We start from the raw sequence: 16,361 nt of genomic DNA, 5'->3' as shown, positions 1-16,361 counted from the left end.
AACATGGAATTTCAGACGCTGACTCAATCGATCCTGATTATGGCCGTCATCATCGGCATCGGTAGCCTGATTGGCTACCGCCAGCCTTTGACGGCCGAGTCCCGCAGTCTCGTCATCACCATCATCGTGAATGTGGCGATGCCCTGCATTATTCTTGACGGGATTTTTCAGACGCCGATCGACGCCAATACGTTGTCGCAAATATTTTCAATTTTCATCATTTCCATTCTATTAAACTGCCTCGGTATTGCGATTGGATGGACGAGTGCGCGGACGCTCCCCCTCTCTGCGAAGAAGCGGCGGGAGATCGCGATCCTGTCCGCACTCGGCAACACCGGATTCATCGGGCTGCCGCTATGCGCCGCCCTGTTCGGGCCCAAGGGTGCGCTGCTTGCGGCGATCTTTGACGCCGGAGTGGACGTCGTCCTGTGGACTGTAGCGGTGATGATGCTCCAGGATAAAGCAGCGTTTTCTTTAAAGGGCCTCAAGACGCTGATCAACATCCCGATGATCGCCATCATCGTCGGCCTTGGCTCGGCCCTGATCGGATTTGCTCCGCCCGAACCCGTCAAGCAGTTGTTCGGGACGCTGTCCAAGCTCGCCTCTCCGCTGGCCATGATGTATATCGGCATGCTGCTCCCGATGTTTTTGAAGGGCAAACCGCAGGTCTCCCTGCCGCTGCTCGGCATGCCAATCGCCTTGAAGCTGATCGTCTTTCCATTGCTTGCGGCGCTGCTTTTGTCCGTGTTTTCGATCGACAAAGACATCTCCAGTGTCGCGTTGATCCAGGTCGCGATGCCGACACTGACACTCGCCTCCATATTGTTCGGCCGCTACAAGGCGGATGAAGAGATGGGGGCGATGACGACGGTTTTCTCGACGCTGCTGGCCTTGCTCTCGATCCCTGCGGTGGTGCTGATGGGCAGCTGGTTTTTGCATTGATTTGGGCTGGCCCCACCCGATCCCCGGTGCAGGGATCGGGTTTTGCTGTTCCGCCATCGATGGAAAAAAGGAGCGGTACAGACATCGATGAAACGAATAAAACCGATCACCAGTCTAACAAGATAGAAACAGCATGGATAATGGCAGACAAATGGAGGAATGAACATGAAAGCGAAGCAATGGATAGCAGCCGCCCTGGGAGTGCAGTTGCTTGCGGCATATCCGGCAGCGGCTGCCCCCGCTGCCTCTCCCTCGCATGCAGCGACCTTTGCTGCGAACGTGTACGTCAATGGCGAGGAAATGAGCTTGTTGCAGGCACCCATTCTCGTCGGACAGCGTACGTATGTGGCAGCCGAGGATGCGGCCCGAATCCTGGAAGCGGAATGGGCCCGAAGCCAGAACACCGGCGTGCTGAAGCTGTCGGATCAGCAGTCGTATACGTTTGGGCTGGCAGATGGGAAAGTGACTGTAAACGGAAAGGCGGTAAAAGACGGGCAAGGAGCCGTCGTTCAGAGCGGACGTGTCTTTCTGCCGCTGAGGTGGCTCGTCGAGCAGGCGGGCGGCAAAATCGCGTGGAATGCCGAGAAAAGGGCGGTGGAAGTCATGGCAGCCGAGCACGAAGGCGGTCTGGTACTGCTGACCGCAGACCAGCTGACGAAAGAGGAGCAGGCGTACGTAGAATCGGTCAGACAAAAACAAGGGATCTATCATCAAGGCAACCTGTACGTCATTGCCCGCGGCGAGTCGCCGAATCCCGGCTACGGCTTGCAGGTGACCCACACGCAGTGGAGCTGGGAGCAGCTCATCGTCTACGTCAAACTGACCAAGCCGGAGCCCGGAAAAATGTACACGCAAGCGATCACCTATCCGTACATTGTGGCGAAAGCAGACCTGCCTTCTTATACAACGGTGGTATTTCTGGATGCGGACACGAAAAAGCCGCTGTTTGCGCCGCAGCAGTAGACGTTTGCCTGTCCATACAGAAGCTGCTTGAGGTTGGCGGAGCGTTGTAGTATAGTGGAGATTAGGTAAAATTTTTCCTTGGAATGGAGGTGCAGGTACGTGTCTGGAGCCGTTCACGCATGGTTTGTGGTAGAGATTACCAGTATGACGCATGACGCAGCATACAACGGGATCAGTCTGCCCATTTTTAGCCATACAACTGAACGGAAATCCCATAGGCGTACCAAGCATCGATAAGGAACGGTCGTTCAAACGATACAGGGACAGGGAGCCGGGCGCAGCAGCACTTCTGCTCCCGCTCGTCCCTTCACGATGCCGCGGGCGTAGGCCTGCGGTTTTTTTGTGCTTTCAAACAGCTGTCGCAAAAAAGCACTGACCGTTACCCCCCAAAATCTAAGGAGGAATTAACCATGATACTAGTCGCGACCAAACATATTCAAAAATCGTACGGGGCAGATCCCGTATTGCAGGACGTCACCCTCGAGATCAAGGCCGGAGAGCGGGTCGGGATCGTCGGGCCGAACGGAGCGGGAAAAACGACGCTCTTCAAGCTGCTGGCAGGCATCGAGACTCCCGATGCGGGTGAGCTGTATCGGGCCAAAGGAAAAGTGTGGGCGTATTTGCCGCAAACGCCGGACTATCCGGAGCAGTGGCGGGCGCAGGACGTCATTGCCAGCGCCTTTGCCGAGATCATCCAGCTGCAGGAGGAAATGCGCAGCCTGGAGAGGCAGATGAGCGAGGCGGCCGACTCCGCAGCAAAGCTGGAGCGGCTCATGCTGCGCTACCAAAAGCTGCAGGAGGCATTCGAGCAGCAGGACGGCTATCATTGGGAGACCAAGCTGGCCCAAGTGACGGAGGGCCTCGGCATTTCCGCCGAACATTTGGCGACGCCGTTTGTCCTCCTGAGCGGCGGGGAGAAAACGAAAGTCGGGCTTGCCAAGCTCCTTTGCCAGCGAAGCGACGTGCTATTGCTTGACGAGCCGACCAACCATCTGGACGTAGAGTCCATGGAATGGCTGGAAAGCTTTTTGCAGAGCTATCCCGGTACCGTCTTGATCATTTCCCACGACCGCTACTTTCTTGATGCGGTCGTAACCTCGATCCATCATGTCGACGGGGGCGAAACGGAGTATTACATCGGCAACTACAGCGCCTTCGTCAAAGAACGGGAGGAGCGGCTCCTGAGGCAGTTCGCGGCCTATCAGGAACAGCAAAAGCAGATTAAAAAAATGAAGGAAGCCATCAAGCGGCTGAAGGAATGGGGCAACCGGTCCAATCCGCCGAACGAAGCGTTTCACCGTCGGGCCAAGAGCATGGAGAAAGCATTGGCCCGCATTGAGCGCATCGAAAGGCCGCGGCTGGAGGCCGACCGCATGGGGCTTGCTTTCCAAAAGACCGAGCGCAGCGGTCAGGACGTGCTGGTGGCATCCGGTGTGCACAAGGCGTACGGGGCCAAGACACTGTTTGCCGACGCGGGTTTTCTCCTGCGCTACGGGGAGCGCAAAGCGCTGCTCGGCCCCAACGGCTGCGGCAAATCCACCCTGATCAAGATGCTGCTGGGAGAGGTAGAACCGGATGCTGGCACCCTGAAGATCGGCAGCAACGTGAAGGTCGGGTACTTGTCCCAGCAGGCGCTGGAAGGAGACCAAAATCTTCGGGTCATCGATGTGTTCCGGGACGTGGCTCTGGTCACGGAAGCGGAGGCGCGGCATCTCCTGGCACGCTTCCTGTTCTACGGGGAGCACGTGTTCAAGCGGATCGGGCAGCTCAGCGGGGGCGAACGGATGCGCCTGCGGCTGGCCCAGTTGATGCACCAGGAGATCAACCTGCTGGTGCTGGACGAACCGACCAACCATCTGGATATCGAGGCGCGGGAGACACTGGAAGAAGCGCTGGCAGACTTCGCCGGATCGCTGTTTATCGTCTCCCACGACCGCTACTTTCTGCAAAAGATGGCCGACGGCGTATTTTGGGTGGAAGACGGTCGATTGGTCCACGATGTCGGGACGTACGAAGAGGCCAGGGAGAAGCAAAAGCAGCGGCAACTGGCAAAAGCGAAGGCGCTGGATGCGAAAGCCGCTGCGCCTTCTGTGAAAAAAGAGCCGGTGTTGACCCGTGCGGCCGATTCGCCCAAGCGTCCCAACCCGTACAAGATGGCTGAACTGGAGCAAACGATCGCGCGGCTGGAGAGCGAAATCGGCGAGCTCCATGCCCGCCTGGCCGCCGGGGGCGAGAGCTACCAGCAGCTGCTCGAGTGGCAGGAGGAAAGCGAGCGGCTCTTGCAGCAGCTTGACGAGCATTACCAGTCGTGGCTGGCGATGCAGGAAATCGTATAGGCAGAGTAAGTGATACAGGCGGAGTGAAGGAGGAAGAGAATGAGCATCAAAGAGGATAGGGAAAAGGATGTCGAACTGATCGAGGCAGCGAAGCAGATGCTCAAGTCCCGCTTCCGTGAGGGAAAACACCATGTGGGAGCGGCTGTTCGGACGAAGAGCGGAAACATCTACGCAGCCGTCAATCTCGATGCGTATATCGGCAGAGTGGCGGTCTGCGCCGAAGCAATCGCCATGGGCAAGGCTGTATCGGAAGGCGAAGAGGAGCTTCTGGCAATCGCGGCCGTGTACGCCGACTCGCCAGAAGCGGACCCTCATCTCGTCTCACCGTGTGGCATGTGTCGAGAGTTGATCAGCGATTACGGCGAACAAATCCAGGTGATCATGCCGGACGGTCCGGGCCTGTTTCGCAAGAAGGGCATCATGGAACTGCTGCCGGAAAAATACACGAGGGAATAGAGACGCGGAAGGAAGGGGAAGGGGGAGCAACAGTGGGATTTGCCTTAGAATTGCTCCGAGTGGTCCTGCTCATGCTGCTGGCGGGCGGACTGCTGGGAGAGCTGCTCAAGTACGTTTACGCCTATTTCGGGGCCGATTTGGCCGGCAGCGAATACGGCTGGCTCATCGGAGTCGTGATCTACGTGTGGATCTTCGTCCTGTACCGGAACCTTTGGCAATTTTCGGGCTGGTACAAAGGCAATGGCAGGCGGAAGCTGTCCAGGAGGGTTACCTGGGGGCTGCTTGGCGGTTCTGCCGTGCTGGCTGTCATCATTCCGTGGCTGGGGTGATTCGGAGCGGCGGCTCTCTGCCTGAATAAAAATAGGGAGGCCGGCGCCAAAGCCAGCTTCCCTACTTTCCTAACTGTCTGTCTCACCAATTCTCACGCTTGCGAGCTCGCTTCCGGCAGCCGCTTGTAGCTGCTGCGGAACCACAGCAGAATGAGTACCATCAGGACGCCGCCCAAAAGGAACGGGCCGCTGTAAGTGAACTGGTACACCGCGCCTCCTGCCAAGGGTCCGAGGATGCGGCCGAGGCTGTCCATCGAGCTGACCGCCCCGGTCGTGACGCCTTGGCCTTGCGTCGTCCGCTGGGTAATCATGGCGGTAGCAGTCGCCCGGATCATCCCTTGACCGGCCCCGAACAGGGAGAGGATGAGGGCGAGCACCCAGAAGTTGCCCGAAAGCGGGATGGCGAAAAATCCGATGCCGTACAGGATCATCCCCAGTGTCAGTACGGCGGCTTCCCCCAGCTTTTTGACCAGTCTGCCGATCAAGCCGCCCTGGACGATCGCCGCGATGATCCCCATGACGAGGAACATGTAGCCCAGGTCTTTGGAAGTGTAGCCGTACAGGTCGTTGATGAACAGGGCAAATGTCGTCTCCAGTCCCGAGAAGGCGAACGACACGATAAACAGGATGCCGTACAGCAGGGAGAGCGAGCCGAACAGCGACACGAACGGATTGCCAGCAGGCCGCGCTGCGTTCCCGGTCCGTTTTTCCTTGGGCAGGCTTTCCGGCAGGGCGAACAGGATCACGAAAAACGTGAGCAAGGCCACACCGCCGGACGCGAAAAACGGAACCGCGAAGCCGAATCCGCTGAGCAGGCCTCCGATGACAGGACCGAAGACAAAGCTGAGCCCGATCCCGGCCCCGATGACACCCATGCCTTTGGCGCGCTCCTCAGAAGGAAACAGATCAGCTACCATGGCCGTGACCGTCGGCATGGCAGCGGCCGAGACGATTCCGCCGAGGATCCGGTAGGACAGCATGGCCGTATAACTCTCCGCCAATCCAAACAGGATAAAGGTGATGGAAAAGCCGAAGAGACCAAATGCTACAAGCGGTTTGCGCCCGATCCGGTCCGAGACAGCGCCCCAGATGGGAGCGAAGACCAACTGCATGATATTGTAGCTGGCGAACAGGACGCCGATTTGGAGGGAGGATGCCCCCAGCTTTTCTGCGAAGTAAGGCAGGATCGGGATAATGATGCCAAAGCCCAACATGGTGAGAAAAGCAATCAGGAACAAGAGGGCCAGGTGCTTCTTATTCACGGAAAAAACCTCTTTTCACACAGGATCATTTTGGTAGAACTTGCCTTGCTTTTTTCACCTTACGTGATGGTTCGGGCGAAGTCAAGCAAGTGAAACGCGCAGTCAGTGCACAGGCATGCTATAATAGGGAAAGAAAGAAGAATGGTTCGCAAGGTTGTCAAGTATATATCCATGAGGTGTGAAGCAACATGTCTACTGCAATGCTATACTACCTGGCCTGGCAAGAAGACGACTGGCTGGATGAGGTTCTCGACCGTTTTCCCGAGGTAAACGCTCTGGTGCCGACTGTGAAAACGTTCGAGATGCTGGCCGAAAGGAGACAGTCAGGCGAGGTGACACGGGCTGTGCTGGTGCTGAATGCCGCAGAGGAACAGGCGCGGTGCCGGGAGTTTTTGCAGCTCGTCCTGGCGCATCCGCAGCTGTCCCGGGATCCGCTGTACATCGTCGGTCTGAAACCGGAAGAAGAGGAGGCGTGGCAAGAAGCGTATCCGAACGCGAAGATCATCGTTATTACCGGCTTTGCTGTCGAGTTTGACTACGATGCCGTCCTCGCGAGGATGGAAATCGATCTGGAGGGAGTACATTGAATTCTCGCCCGAGTGATTTCGATTTGAAGGCGTTTCTTCAGCGCTTTGGTCTGTTCATTTACACGGGTGACCCTGTAGGGGACCTGCTCTTGATCGAGGATGAGATTCGGGAGCTGTACGAATTGAATGTCATCGACAGGGATGAGTTTCTGGAGGCGATGTCTGCGGTACGCAGCAGACGGAAAGCAGAAGATAGATGAGAAGGCGGCGTGCTTGTCTGATGACAAGCACGTTTTTTTCGGAATTCTTCAGAAATCCTTTAACAATTCTTAAACGATTCTCTCCTTTTTTGAAAGGTTTCCAAGATAGCATAGAGAGCAGGAAGCCGGGAGGGATCGATCGTGGAGCAAGCAGGCTATTTCGCGTTAATTGTCTTGCGTGGGAAAGAAATGCTAGGGGGGCTCGTCCCCGATGAACTTATCGTCATGAACGCAGGGGCGCAGGCAGCCTCTGCCGGCTCACGAGCAGGGCTCGCCTTTGCGGCCGTGTACGCGGCAGTGGTATTGGTGACACTGGCTTGCTATGGGGCAGGAACAATCGTCGCCGGCCCGCTCATGGCCAGGTTCGGACAAAGCGACGGGGAGGCGCCCGGTAAGAAGCGCGAGCGCTCCGCCTTGCTTGGCTGGATCATCAGCCTGAGCCTCTTTATTCCCGTCGCCCGCCAATTGGTCCCTTTCTGGGCAGGACTATCGCGCTTCTCGTTTGGCCAATGCTTGTTGGCCGTCTTGCCGAGCAGCCTGATCTGGACGCTCCATTATTTCATGGCGGGATACTGGTTCTCCGACAAGCTGGAGTGGCTGGAAGCGGGCGTATACACATACGGCAAGATTACCTGCGGGGGGCTGTTCATCATCGGATTGACGTATATCATCTTCCGGCGGCTTTTGCGATGGGGAATGGCCAATCGCTTGGGACGGGAGGGAGCAGGAATGGAAGAACGAACGAAAAATAGAGAAAAGCCCTTCAGCTTTGGACGGTGAATGAAGTGCACCCCTTAGAATGGACATTGGATTAAACCCCTGGTAAATCCGATGAAATTTAAGGGGTGCATTTTTTATGGTGAAAAAGGGGCAAACGTTTAGAAGTTATTCTCACGAATTAAAGGTGGAAGCCATACGACTGCATATCGAAGAAGGATGGACATACCGTCGAATCATGGAGCATCTGGGGATTCCGGACCGCCACCGGCTTAAAGTATGGATGAAAAAATATAAACAGTTAGGCGAATTTGGGTTGATGGATCAACGAGGTAGACGTGAAGAATATGTTGACCAAGATCGATATGTTAAAAAGCTAAAACGAGAGAACTCGATGCTAAAAAAGTGTTTGAAAATCTGGATGCGGGAGGTGCAGCCCATAAGTATGAGGCGATCAAGCAAGTAGCTGGTGAGTATACGACTAGTGAACTTTGCAACCTGTTTGGAGTCTCAAGAAGTGGATACTATGCATACTTGAAACGGCAACAAGCGGACCGGGACAAGCCCGTGAAAGACCTCATCAAAGTAGTTTATAAGAAGTATGATGGTAAATATGGGTATCGACAAACCCAGCTGTTTCTCTTACGAGATCACGGGGTATGGGTCAACCATAAGAAGGTACTACGTCTGATGCAAGAAATGAAGCTCCGTTCTCGAATACGCCGCAAATATCGAGGTCACTATGCTTCAACCGAAGGTGGACGAGTCGCTGAGAATGTGATGCAGCGGAATTTCAAAGCGGATGCACCTAATCGAAAATGGGTAACCGATGTCACACAGTATCGTGTCGCGGATACGTGGCTCTACCTGTCTGCTATTAAGGATTTGTTTAATAATGAGATTGTGGCTTACCACATTGGAGTTCGCAACGACAATCAGTTGGTCCTACGGACCTTTGAGAAAGCCTTTAAAAAGACGAAAGACGTGACTGGACTGATCGTTCACAGCGATCAGGGATTCCAGTACACGTCCTACGCTTACCACGACATGTTGCCGAAGGTTGGCGCCCAAATCAGCATGTCTCGGAGAGGCAACTGTTATGATAATGCCTCGATGGAGAGCTTCTTCTCGCATCTCAAAACGGAAGGGCTCTACCCTTATGATATCCGAAGTGTGGATGAGGCACAAAGGCGAATTGAGGAATATATTCAATTCTACAACCAAAGTCGACCACAACGAAAATTAAAAAGGCTGACGCCTGTTGAATTCAGACGTCAGCTGTCGGTCTAACGGTCGGGTTTTTTCTTACTGTCCACTAAATGGGGTCTTGACCAGAAAGCGAAAGGGCTTTTTTTATTTGCGGGTATGGCTCCGTCACCCGAAGCCAAAACTGCGGATCCTCCTTGTGTGTCATCCTTCTTCGGGATGATGGTGTTCGGCGGCTTTCTTGCGCAGCTTTTCCCGATTTTTTTTCAGCACAGGCGAGCTCGCCATCGCCGCGAACAACATTCCGAATCCGGCTAAAGCCAAGACAATTCCGATAATCAAGTACATGGTAGATGACATGAAAGGTACCTCCTAAATTCAAGAGCAGACATGATTGTCCGGGGGAACTATGCTATAATGGGCTGGATGTTTTACACTCGTTCTGACAAGCAGACCACAACGTTTTCCAGAAAAGCAAGGAGGATATTTCGAGATGACTCAGTTTACGTCTGTCGATCAACTGTCCATCAATACCATCCGCACCCTGGCTATTGATGCGATTGAAAAGGCAAATTCCGGCCACCCGGGAATGCCGATGGGCGCAGCTCCGATGGCGCATGTCCTGTGGAGCCGCTTCATGAAAGTAAATCCGCAGAATCCGAAATGGATCGACCGCGACCGTTTCGTGCTCTCGGCGGGACATGGCTCTATGCTATTATACTCGATGTTGCATTTGATGAAATACGATGTTTCACTGGAAGACCTACATAATTTCCGCCAGTGGGGCAGCAAGACGCCGGGCCATCCGGAGTACGGACACACTGCCGGCGTCGATGCGACGACAGGTCCGCTGGGACAAGGGATCGCGATGGCAGTAGGGATGGCGATGGCGGAAAAGCACATGGCAGCCGTATACAACCGCGACAGCTTCGACATCGTGAACCACTACACCTACGTGATCTGCGGCGACGGGGACCTCATGGAGGGTGTCTCGAGCGAGGCTTCTTCGCTTGCTGCGCACCTCAAGCTGGGGAAAATGATCGTGCTGTACGATTCCAATGACATCTCCCTTGACGGCGAGCTGTCCCGCTCGTTCTCGGAAAACGTGGCTCAGCGCTACCAAGCGTACGGCTGGCAATATCTGCGTGTGGAAGACGGCAATGATTTGGCTGCGATCGAAAAGGCGATTGCAGAGGCAAAGCAAGACCTGGATCGCCCGACCTTGATCGAGGTGAAAACCGTCATCGGGTACGGCAGCCCGAACAAAGGCGGCTCCAGCGCGTCCCATGGCGCTCCGCTGGGCAAAGATGAAGTGAAGCTGACCAAGCAAAACTACTCCTGGACGCATGAGAACGAGTTCCACGTGCCGCAGGAAGTAGCCGAGCTGTATGCGAAGCTCGCTGAGCAAGGGGAAAAGGCGGAAGCGGCGTGGAGCGACCAATTCGCCGCTTACGCGAAAGCATATCCGGAGCTGGCGGAGCAGTTCCAGACGGCAGCAGAAGGGAAGCTGCCGAGCGCTTGGGACAAGAGCATGCCTACGTACGAAGCCGGTGCGAAGCTGGCTACGCGCGTGGCGTCCGGAAACGCGATCAACGCTCTGGCTGGCGCTGTGCCGTTCTTCCTGGGCGGTTCCGCCGACCTCGCACACTCCAACAACACGGTCATCAAAGAAGCGGGGAACTTCCTGCCTGGCAGCTACGATGGACGCAACATCTGGTTTGGTGTCCGCGAGTTCGCCATGGGAGCGGCGCTGAACGGGATGGCGCTGCACGGCGGCGTAAAAGTGTACGGCGGCACGTTCTTCGTGTTCTCCGATTACGTCCGTCCTGCGATCCGCCTCTCTGCTCTGATGAAGCAGCCGGTCGTGTACGTCTTCACGCATGACTCGATCGCGGTAGGGGAAGACGGACCGACCCATGAGCCGATCGAACAGCTGGCTTCTCTGCGGGCCATGCCGGGCCTGACCATTTTGCGTCCGGCCGATGCGGTGGAGACCAACGAGGCTTGGAAATACGCTGTGTCCCGTACGGACGAGCCGGTCGTACTCGTACTGACCCGCCAAAACCTGCCTGTTCTGCCGGAAACCATCGAGAAAGCGGCAGAGGGCGTGACCAAAGGCGCGTACGTGCTCGCAGATGCTCCAAGCGGCAAGCCGCAGCTCATCCTGATTGCGACCGGTTCCGAAGTGTCGCTGGTCATGCAAGCGCGTGAACAGCTGCTGTCCCGCGGCATCGAAGCGCGCGTGGTGTCCATGCCGAGCTGGAACCTGTTCGAGCGCCAGTCCCAGGAGTATCGCGATTCCGTGATTCCTCCGGCAGTCAAAGCTCGCCTGGCAGTGGAAATGGCTTCGCCAATGGGCTGGGAGCGCTATGCGGGAGACGGCGGCAAAGTGCTCGCCATCAATCAGTTTGGCGCATCGGCACCTGGAGAGCGCATCATGAAGGAATACGGCTTTACGGTAGAAAACGTCGTGGCTGAAGCGGAAAAGCTGCTGAAGTAAAAGCCAATGGTATAAGAAGAAGCCTATCGCCCGGTCGCGGCGATAGGCTTTTTTCCAGTACTATGAAGCCACAAACGGGCGAAACGATGGTACTATAGGAACCATTGGCAGCCGGGGGAAGAACTCCAGGTTTTCTAGACAAACCAGGACGAGTGTGGAATGATAGACACGTACCAGGAGCCAGAAACTTTTTGCGAATGTATCCGTCTATATGATGTGGGGGAGAGAGAAAACCAGGAGGTAAACAATGGCAACAAAGGCCAAGAAGAAAGTCAGGAAGAAGAAAAGCAGCTTGCTGATGATTGCCGTATCGTTTGCGATCTTCCTGGTCCTGAGTGTCATCGGAGGCTATTTTGCCCTGTTGTACGCTGGGGATCGGATGATTGCGGAAAATGAGCAAAAACTGAAGGATCTGAAAGCAGAGCCAACCGTCATATACGACAAAAACGGGAAAGAAATGACGAGCCTGATTCGTCAGAAAAACCGTGAATACAAGCCGATCACCGAAATGCCGAAGGTGCTCGTGAATGCTTTCCTCGCCGTCGAGGACAAACGCTTTTTCGAGCATAAAGGCGTGGATATGATCCGGATCGGCGGCGCCATCCTCAACGACATCCGCAAGGGGTCGCTGGCGGAGGGCGGAAGTACGATCACCCAACAGTTAGCGAGAAACGTATTCCTCACCCTGGATCAAACGTTTTGGCGGAAGACAAAGGAAATGAGTATCGCGATCGGCCTGGAGTGCAGGTACTCCAAGGACCAGATCCTCGAAATGTACCTGAACCGGGTGTACCTGGGCGAAGGGGAGTTCGGCGTGGAGGACGCGGCCAACTATTACTTCGGGCACGGCGTCTCCGACGAGAAGTTCACCATTGCCCAAGCCGCCATGCTGGCCGCGATTCCCAAGGCGCCGACGACCTACTCGCCGTTCAACAATCCGGAGCAGGCGAAGCTGCGCCGCGATACCGTCATCCGGCTGATGTATGAGCAAGGCATTATTACCGAGGCGCAGAAAAACGAAGCGCAGGCAGAACCGCTGCCGACAGAGCCGAACGAGGTGGAGGGCGCAAGCCTGAAAAAAGGCTACCGGGCGTTCTTCGACTACATGCTCAAGGAAGCCGACGCGCGCTACGGCGTGACCGAGGAAGAGCTGTACAGCGGAGGATGGGAGGTCTACACCACCTTCGATCAGAAGATCCAGGACGCGATGCTCGACCAATATGCCAACGCGAAAAACTTCCCCAAAGACGGAGCAAAGCGCGGGGTAGAATCGGCGATGATCGTCGTCGACGCCAAAAACGGCGGGGTCGCCGGGATGATGGGCGGCCGCAACTATGCCGCGAAGGGCTTTAACTACGCGACCGACATGAAGCGTCAGCCGGGCTCGTCGTTCAAGCCGCTGGCTGTGTACGCGCCCGCCATCGACATTGACAGCGATAAGTGGGGACCCAACTCGTCCCTGAGCAACAAGCGGCAGAGCTTCAACGGCTACGAGCCGCGCAACTACAACAACAAGTACAGCGAGAACGTGAGCATGAACCGGGCCTTGATCGAATCCCTCAACGTTCCGGCCGTTTGGCTACTGAACGAGATCGGCGTGAAAAACGGGATCGACTACTTGAACAAATTCGGCATCGAGCTGGCTCCGGAGGACCGCAACCTGGCCATCGCGCTGGGGGGGCTGTCCAAAGGGACGTCGCCGCTGAAAATGGCGCAGGCCTATACAGCGTTCGCCAACGGCGGGGTCATGTCGGAAGCCCATGCGATCTCCAAGATGACGAACAAAAACGTGGGCATCGAGCGCGTGTACGAAGAGAAGCAGACCAACGTCCTGAAGCCGGAGTCCGCCTGGAAAGTCCACACCATGCTCGAGCGCGCCGTCCAGGAAGGGACAGGGAAGGCAGCCCGCATTTCCGGCCGCCATGTAGCCGGGAAAACCGGGACGACCCAATCGATCGCGGGCGGCAGCGACGTCAACAAGGACGCCTGGTTCGTCGGGTACACGCCGGAATACGTCGGCGCTGTCTGGATGGGCTTCGACCCGGAGGACAAACAGCACTTGATGCGCCAGGGCAGCAGCTTGACCGCCCAGATGTTCTCGAAGGTATTGGCGGAAGGTCTGAAAGGCGTGGAAGCCAGCGACTTTGTTCCGCCGGGAGGCTTTGAGGAAGTTAAAGAGGAGCCACAGGAGCAGGAGTCGAAAATTGAACTGGCGGCGGATATGACGATCGACAAGAACAAGCTGAAGGTCGTCCTGAGCTGGATCGGCGGTTCGCCGGACTACACGTACGATGTATATCGCATCCGTCCAAACGGGGAGCGCGAGAAGATCGCTGAAGGTTTGAAAGATACGTATTATGTAGACGAACTGGATTCGCCGACGCAGTACAAGTACGTGGTCGTTCCGCGAAACGCTACAGGTGAAGAAGAAACTCCTTCCAAGGAAGTAGGCATCAGCACGAAACAGCTGGAAAATGTGTTGAATTCCGGGGAAGAAGGAGACATGGGCACCGACGGAAACCTGCCGCCAGACAATGGCAATGGCAACGGGGCCAGCGGCCAGCAGCCTTCTGACGGAGGAAACACAGGAGGCGACGGCCAGGGTCCATGGAATGGCCAGTCACCGGGAAATACGGGAAATTCCCAAAACCCGGGCGATTCCCAAGCGCCGCCGCCGGATATCGTGAATCCGGGCGGAGACGAGACCAACCAGCCTTCGCAAGGGATCGAGCTGCCTCCTCCACCGGATCAAGGTGACCAGAACTCGCAACGAGGCGACACCAACGGCTGATTTCTGGAATAGGATAAACGACTTCGGATCGTTTCACCTATTTGCACATCTTCTTTCGCGTGGTACAATACCAGTAAATCGGGAGACAGGGGGGACAGTCCATGTCTGACTTCGCACAAAAGGATTTACCCACTTTTTTTAAAGAGCAGTTGCGCCAAACCAAGGTGAATTTTGAGCGAGCTCTCGACTGTAAACACACCGATTTTGACGATCTCTACCCATATATGAACGAACAGCCTCAGTTTTTCTGGTACAAACGCTACGTCGCTTGGTCAGAACTGCTGACCGTCGTGCGGCTGGCTGAAGAATTGGGGATCGAGTGGACACAGGATTTTACCGAGCAGCAGGTTGCGTTCATCAAAGGCAAGGTGCTTCAAGGAAAAGTGCTCGATTACTGGAATCCGGAAGAAGAACAGGAAGAGAAGATCAGCCATTTGGAAGAAAAATAAAGCTGCACAATAGCGCGTATCCCGTACGGGAGCGCGCTTTTTTTGCGGGCAAAAAACAGCAGCGCCAGGAAGTCCGGCGCTGCTGCTGCTTGTTTTGGCAAAGAATGGAGGTAACGTTTCGGACGCTGAACCGTCTTTTCTACAAAAGAGGAAGACTAGTGCAGCCATTGATAGACCACTTGCGGCGTCTCTTCCTGCGGACGGGCCTTCAACAAGAAAGCAGCCGGGTTGCTCCAGGCGATGGAAGGCATCGGGGCGTCCGACAACACGACTTCTGTACCGAGCGACACGAACGAATAGAGCTCCTCGACAGCGGCATTGAGCATGCGGATGCAGCCGAGCGACACGGAAGACCCGATGCTCTCCGGATGGTTGGTGCCGTGTATGGCATAGCCGCTGTTTTGGAAGACCATGCCACGGGTGCCGTAGATGTTGTCATGCCCCCGGGGATGGTTGATTTTTTGCAGGATGGTGAAGTATCCCTCGGGGGTGGACCCGTTTTTCCCGATTCCGACCGGATAGCTGCGCACGAGGTGAGGTCCGCTCATGAGCCGCAGCGTGTGCGTGGCTTCGGACAGATGGATTTGCAGCGGCGCCAGCGGGATGAGCGGTTCGGGATAACCGGGGAGCGGCATCACTTCCCGCAGGCTGGCCCAGGCTGTCTCGGGGCGAAAAGCCCCTGGATTGTACACGTAAGCGGACAGGCTCAGCCCTTTTGGCGGCACGGGGATTTGCGGCAAGTAATTGCCGGGATAGGCTCCGGCGAGCTGCGAGAGACTGTCCGGCAGGCTCCCTTTTCGCTGATAGTAGCGGTAAAGCGCATTGCGCAGGGTCAGGATCTGCTCCGTGATCTGCTGTTCTTCCGCCAGGGCAGCACGAGCCGCCTGAAGACGAGGATCCTGTTCATAGGGGCCTGGTCGCTCGAACCACGTCTGGCTGATGACCGTGCGGGTGTCTGGCTGGTAGCGCAGGACCCCGAGCACGTTTTTCGGCTGATAAAAGAGCAGCGGCGTAAACAGCGGACCGCCAGCGAATTCCGGGACGGCGATGACCGTATACGGCTGTGCCAGAGACGGGCGCCGGCTTTCCACGTAGCTCCGCAATTGGCTCTGCAATTGGGAAGGGCTCAGGTTGGCCGGGACCGCTACCACCTCTACATGGGGACGGTCGGTGAAGGCCGGTGGAGAAATGGGGCCGGAAGCCTTTTCGACCTGGGCGGGCTCGGTCAAGGGCCCCGGCGAGAAGGCGAGCAGCCCGTACAAAAACAGGAGCGAGGCGAGCAGCCGTCGCTTGATAGCGCCCCGTCCCCGTGATTTGCGCTTGCGAATCAGCTCCTGGTAGGCTTCCCTCGCTTCGTGGAAGTAGGGTCCTGGTTTGGCGTGCAAGGCTTGCTTCATGGCCGCGATCGCCTGATCGAGCTCTCCGCGCGCCTCGCGCTCGCGACCGAGATGATACCAGCCGATCGCTTCCTCAGGATGCTGCTCGGTGTACCAACGATAAAAAGCAAGATCGCTTTGATCTGGATATTTCATATGAAAGGTGCTTTTTTCCTGCAGAAAGGAAACCTTGTCCACGGATACTCCCCCCTACTAGGTGTATCGGACAATGCGCGAAAAAAAGTGA

Annotated in this window: 16 protein-coding genes; 13 read left to right on the top strand and 3 right to left on the bottom strand. The window is 56.1% G+C overall.

Features of this window, described 5'->3' with window-relative positions; genetic code table 11:
* Window positions 1–3 precede the first annotated feature (3 nt).
* The 5 genes from RGB73_RS22325 to RGB73_RS22305 all read left to right on the top strand — a co-directional run bounded on the left by RGB73_RS22325 (window position 4) and on the right by RGB73_RS22305 (window position 5,026).
* A complete protein-coding gene (locus RGB73_RS22325; protein ID WP_310764916.1) occupies window positions 4–942 on the top strand; it encodes an AEC family transporter in 939 nt (312 codons plus the stop codon).
* 165 nt (window positions 943–1,107) lie between these two features.
* Complete coding sequence (locus tag RGB73_RS22320) at window positions 1,108–1,905, top strand: protease complex subunit PrcB family protein (RefSeq protein WP_310764915.1); 798 nt, start codon at window positions 1,108–1,110, stop codon at window positions 1,903–1,905.
* Between the two features lie 410 nt (window positions 1,906–2,315).
* On the top strand, window positions 2,316–4,241 hold the full coding sequence (abc-f, locus tag RGB73_RS22315; protein WP_310764914.1) for a ribosomal protection-like ABC-F family protein: 1,926 nt from the start codon (window positions 2,316–2,318) through the stop codon (window positions 4,239–4,241).
* 39 nt (window positions 4,242–4,280) lie between these two features.
* Complete coding sequence (locus RGB73_RS22310) at window positions 4,281–4,697, top strand: cytidine deaminase (RefSeq protein WP_310764913.1); 417 nt, start codon at window positions 4,281–4,283, stop codon at window positions 4,695–4,697.
* Between the two features lie 32 nt (window positions 4,698–4,729).
* Window positions 4,730–5,026, top strand: coding sequence for a hypothetical protein (locus tag RGB73_RS22305; RefSeq protein WP_310764912.1), 297 nt, complete (start codon window positions 4,730–4,732; stop codon window positions 5,024–5,026).
* A 92-nt stretch (window positions 5,027–5,118) separates the two neighbouring features.
* Here RGB73_RS22305 and RGB73_RS22300 read toward each other — a convergent pair whose 3' ends face one another.
* Window positions 5,119–6,288, bottom strand: coding sequence for an MFS transporter (locus tag RGB73_RS22300; protein ID WP_310764911.1), 1,170 nt, complete (start codon window positions 6,286–6,288; stop codon window positions 5,119–5,121).
* A gap of 188 nt (window positions 6,289–6,476) precedes the next feature.
* Here RGB73_RS22300 and RGB73_RS22295 point away from each other — a divergent pair, with 188 nt between their 5' ends.
* The 5 genes from RGB73_RS22295 to RGB73_RS22275 all read left to right on the top strand — a co-directional run bounded on the left by RGB73_RS22295 (window position 6,477) and on the right by RGB73_RS22275 (window position 9,082).
* The gene (locus tag RGB73_RS22295; RefSeq protein WP_310764909.1) at window positions 6,477–6,875 is read left to right on the top strand and encodes a hypothetical protein; all 399 of its coding nucleotides are present in this window, start codon (window positions 6,477–6,479) and stop codon (window positions 6,873–6,875) included.
* The gene (locus RGB73_RS22290; RefSeq protein ID WP_310764907.1) at window positions 6,872–7,075 is read left to right on the top strand and encodes a YqgQ family protein; all 204 of its coding nucleotides are present in this window, start codon (window positions 6,872–6,874) and stop codon (window positions 7,073–7,075) included. The genes RGB73_RS22295 and RGB73_RS22290 overlap by 4 nt, the downstream gene beginning before the upstream one ends.
* Window positions 7,076–7,216: 141 nt before the next feature.
* Window positions 7,217–7,855, top strand: coding sequence for a DedA family protein (locus RGB73_RS22285; RefSeq protein ID WP_310764905.1), 639 nt, complete (start codon window positions 7,217–7,219; stop codon window positions 7,853–7,855).
* Between the two features lie 76 nt (window positions 7,856–7,931).
* Window positions 7,932–8,258 carry a helix-turn-helix domain-containing protein gene (locus tag RGB73_RS22280; protein WP_024985204.1) on the top strand — a complete coding sequence of 109 codons (327 nt, stop codon included), beginning with the start codon at window positions 7,932–7,934 and terminating at the stop codon, window positions 8,256–8,258.
* Entirely contained in the window at window positions 8,198–9,082 is an 885-nt protein-coding gene (locus tag RGB73_RS22275; protein ID WP_310763497.1) for an IS3 family transposase, read from the top strand. The genes RGB73_RS22280 and RGB73_RS22275 overlap by 61 nt, the downstream gene beginning before the upstream one ends.
* A gap of 120 nt (window positions 9,083–9,202) precedes the next feature.
* Here RGB73_RS22275 and RGB73_RS22270 read toward each other — a convergent pair whose 3' ends face one another.
* Window positions 9,203–9,358, bottom strand: a complete 156-nt coding sequence (locus RGB73_RS22270; protein WP_310764904.1) for a hypothetical protein — start codon at window positions 9,356–9,358, stop codon at window positions 9,203–9,205.
* Between the two features lie 133 nt (window positions 9,359–9,491).
* Between RGB73_RS22270 and tkt the strand changes: the two genes are divergently transcribed.
* The 3 genes from tkt to RGB73_RS22255 all read left to right on the top strand — a co-directional run bounded on the left by tkt (window position 9,492) and on the right by RGB73_RS22255 (window position 14,738).
* Window positions 9,492–11,498 carry a transketolase gene (gene tkt, locus RGB73_RS22265; protein ID WP_310764903.1) on the top strand — a complete coding sequence of 669 codons (2,007 nt, stop codon included), beginning with the start codon at window positions 9,492–9,494 and terminating at the stop codon, window positions 11,496–11,498.
* Window positions 11,499–11,745: 247 nt separating this feature from the next.
* Entirely contained in the window at window positions 11,746–14,289 is a 2,544-nt protein-coding gene (locus RGB73_RS22260) for a PBP1A family penicillin-binding protein (protein ID WP_310764902.1), read from the top strand.
* A gap of 101 nt (window positions 14,290–14,390) precedes the next feature.
* Window positions 14,391–14,738: a hypothetical protein gene (locus tag RGB73_RS22255; protein WP_310764900.1), complete on the top strand. Its 348-nt coding sequence runs from the start codon at window positions 14,391–14,393 to the stop codon at window positions 14,736–14,738.
* 155 nt (window positions 14,739–14,893) lie between these two features.
* Here the strand turns inward: RGB73_RS22255 and RGB73_RS22250 are convergent, their stop codons facing one another.
* Entirely contained in the window at window positions 14,894–16,312 is a 1,419-nt protein-coding gene (locus tag RGB73_RS22250) for a L,D-transpeptidase family protein (RefSeq protein ID WP_310764899.1), read from the bottom strand.
* Window positions 16,313–16,361 lie beyond the last annotated feature (49 nt).

It is taken from the genome of Brevibacillus brevis, from assembly GCF_031583145.1.
Lineage (GTDB): Bacteria > Bacillota > Bacilli > Brevibacillales > Brevibacillaceae > Brevibacillus > Brevibacillus brevis_E.
Note: the sequence above shows the minus strand (reverse complement) of the source record. Positions and strands in the feature narration are given on the sequence as shown.

Bases quoted from the DNA above. Each gene is read 5' to 3' on its own strand.
- RGB73_RS22325 (WP_310764916.1), top strand. From the start codon at position 4: ATGGAATTTCAGACGCTGACTCAATCGATCCTGATTATGGCCGTCATC.
- RGB73_RS22320 (WP_310764915.1), top strand. From the start codon at position 1,108: ATGAAAGCGAAGCAATGGATAGCAGCCGCCCTGGGAGTGCAGTTGCTT.
- abc-f (WP_310764914.1), top strand. From the start codon at position 2,316: ATGATACTAGTCGCGACCAAACATATTCAAAAATCGTACGGGGCAGAT.
- RGB73_RS22310 (WP_310764913.1), top strand. From the start codon at position 4,281: ATGAGCATCAAAGAGGATAGGGAAAAGGATGTCGAACTGATCGAGGCA.
- RGB73_RS22295 (WP_310764909.1), top strand. From the start codon at position 6,477: ATGTCTACTGCAATGCTATACTACCTGGCCTGGCAAGAAGACGACTGG.
- RGB73_RS22280 (WP_024985204.1), top strand. From the start codon at position 7,932: ATGGTGAAAAAGGGGCAAACGTTTAGAAGTTATTCTCACGAATTAAAG.
- RGB73_RS22270 (WP_310764904.1), bottom strand. From the start codon at position 9,358: ATGTCATCTACCATGTACTTGATTATCGGAATTGTCTTGGCTTTAGCC.
- tkt (WP_310764903.1), top strand. From the start codon at position 9,492: ATGACTCAGTTTACGTCTGTCGATCAACTGTCCATCAATACCATCCGC.
- RGB73_RS22260 (WP_310764902.1), top strand. From the start codon at position 11,746: ATGGCAACAAAGGCCAAGAAGAAAGTCAGGAAGAAGAAAAGCAGCTTG.
- RGB73_RS22255 (WP_310764900.1), top strand. From the start codon at position 14,391: ATGTCTGACTTCGCACAAAAGGATTTACCCACTTTTTTTAAAGAGCAG.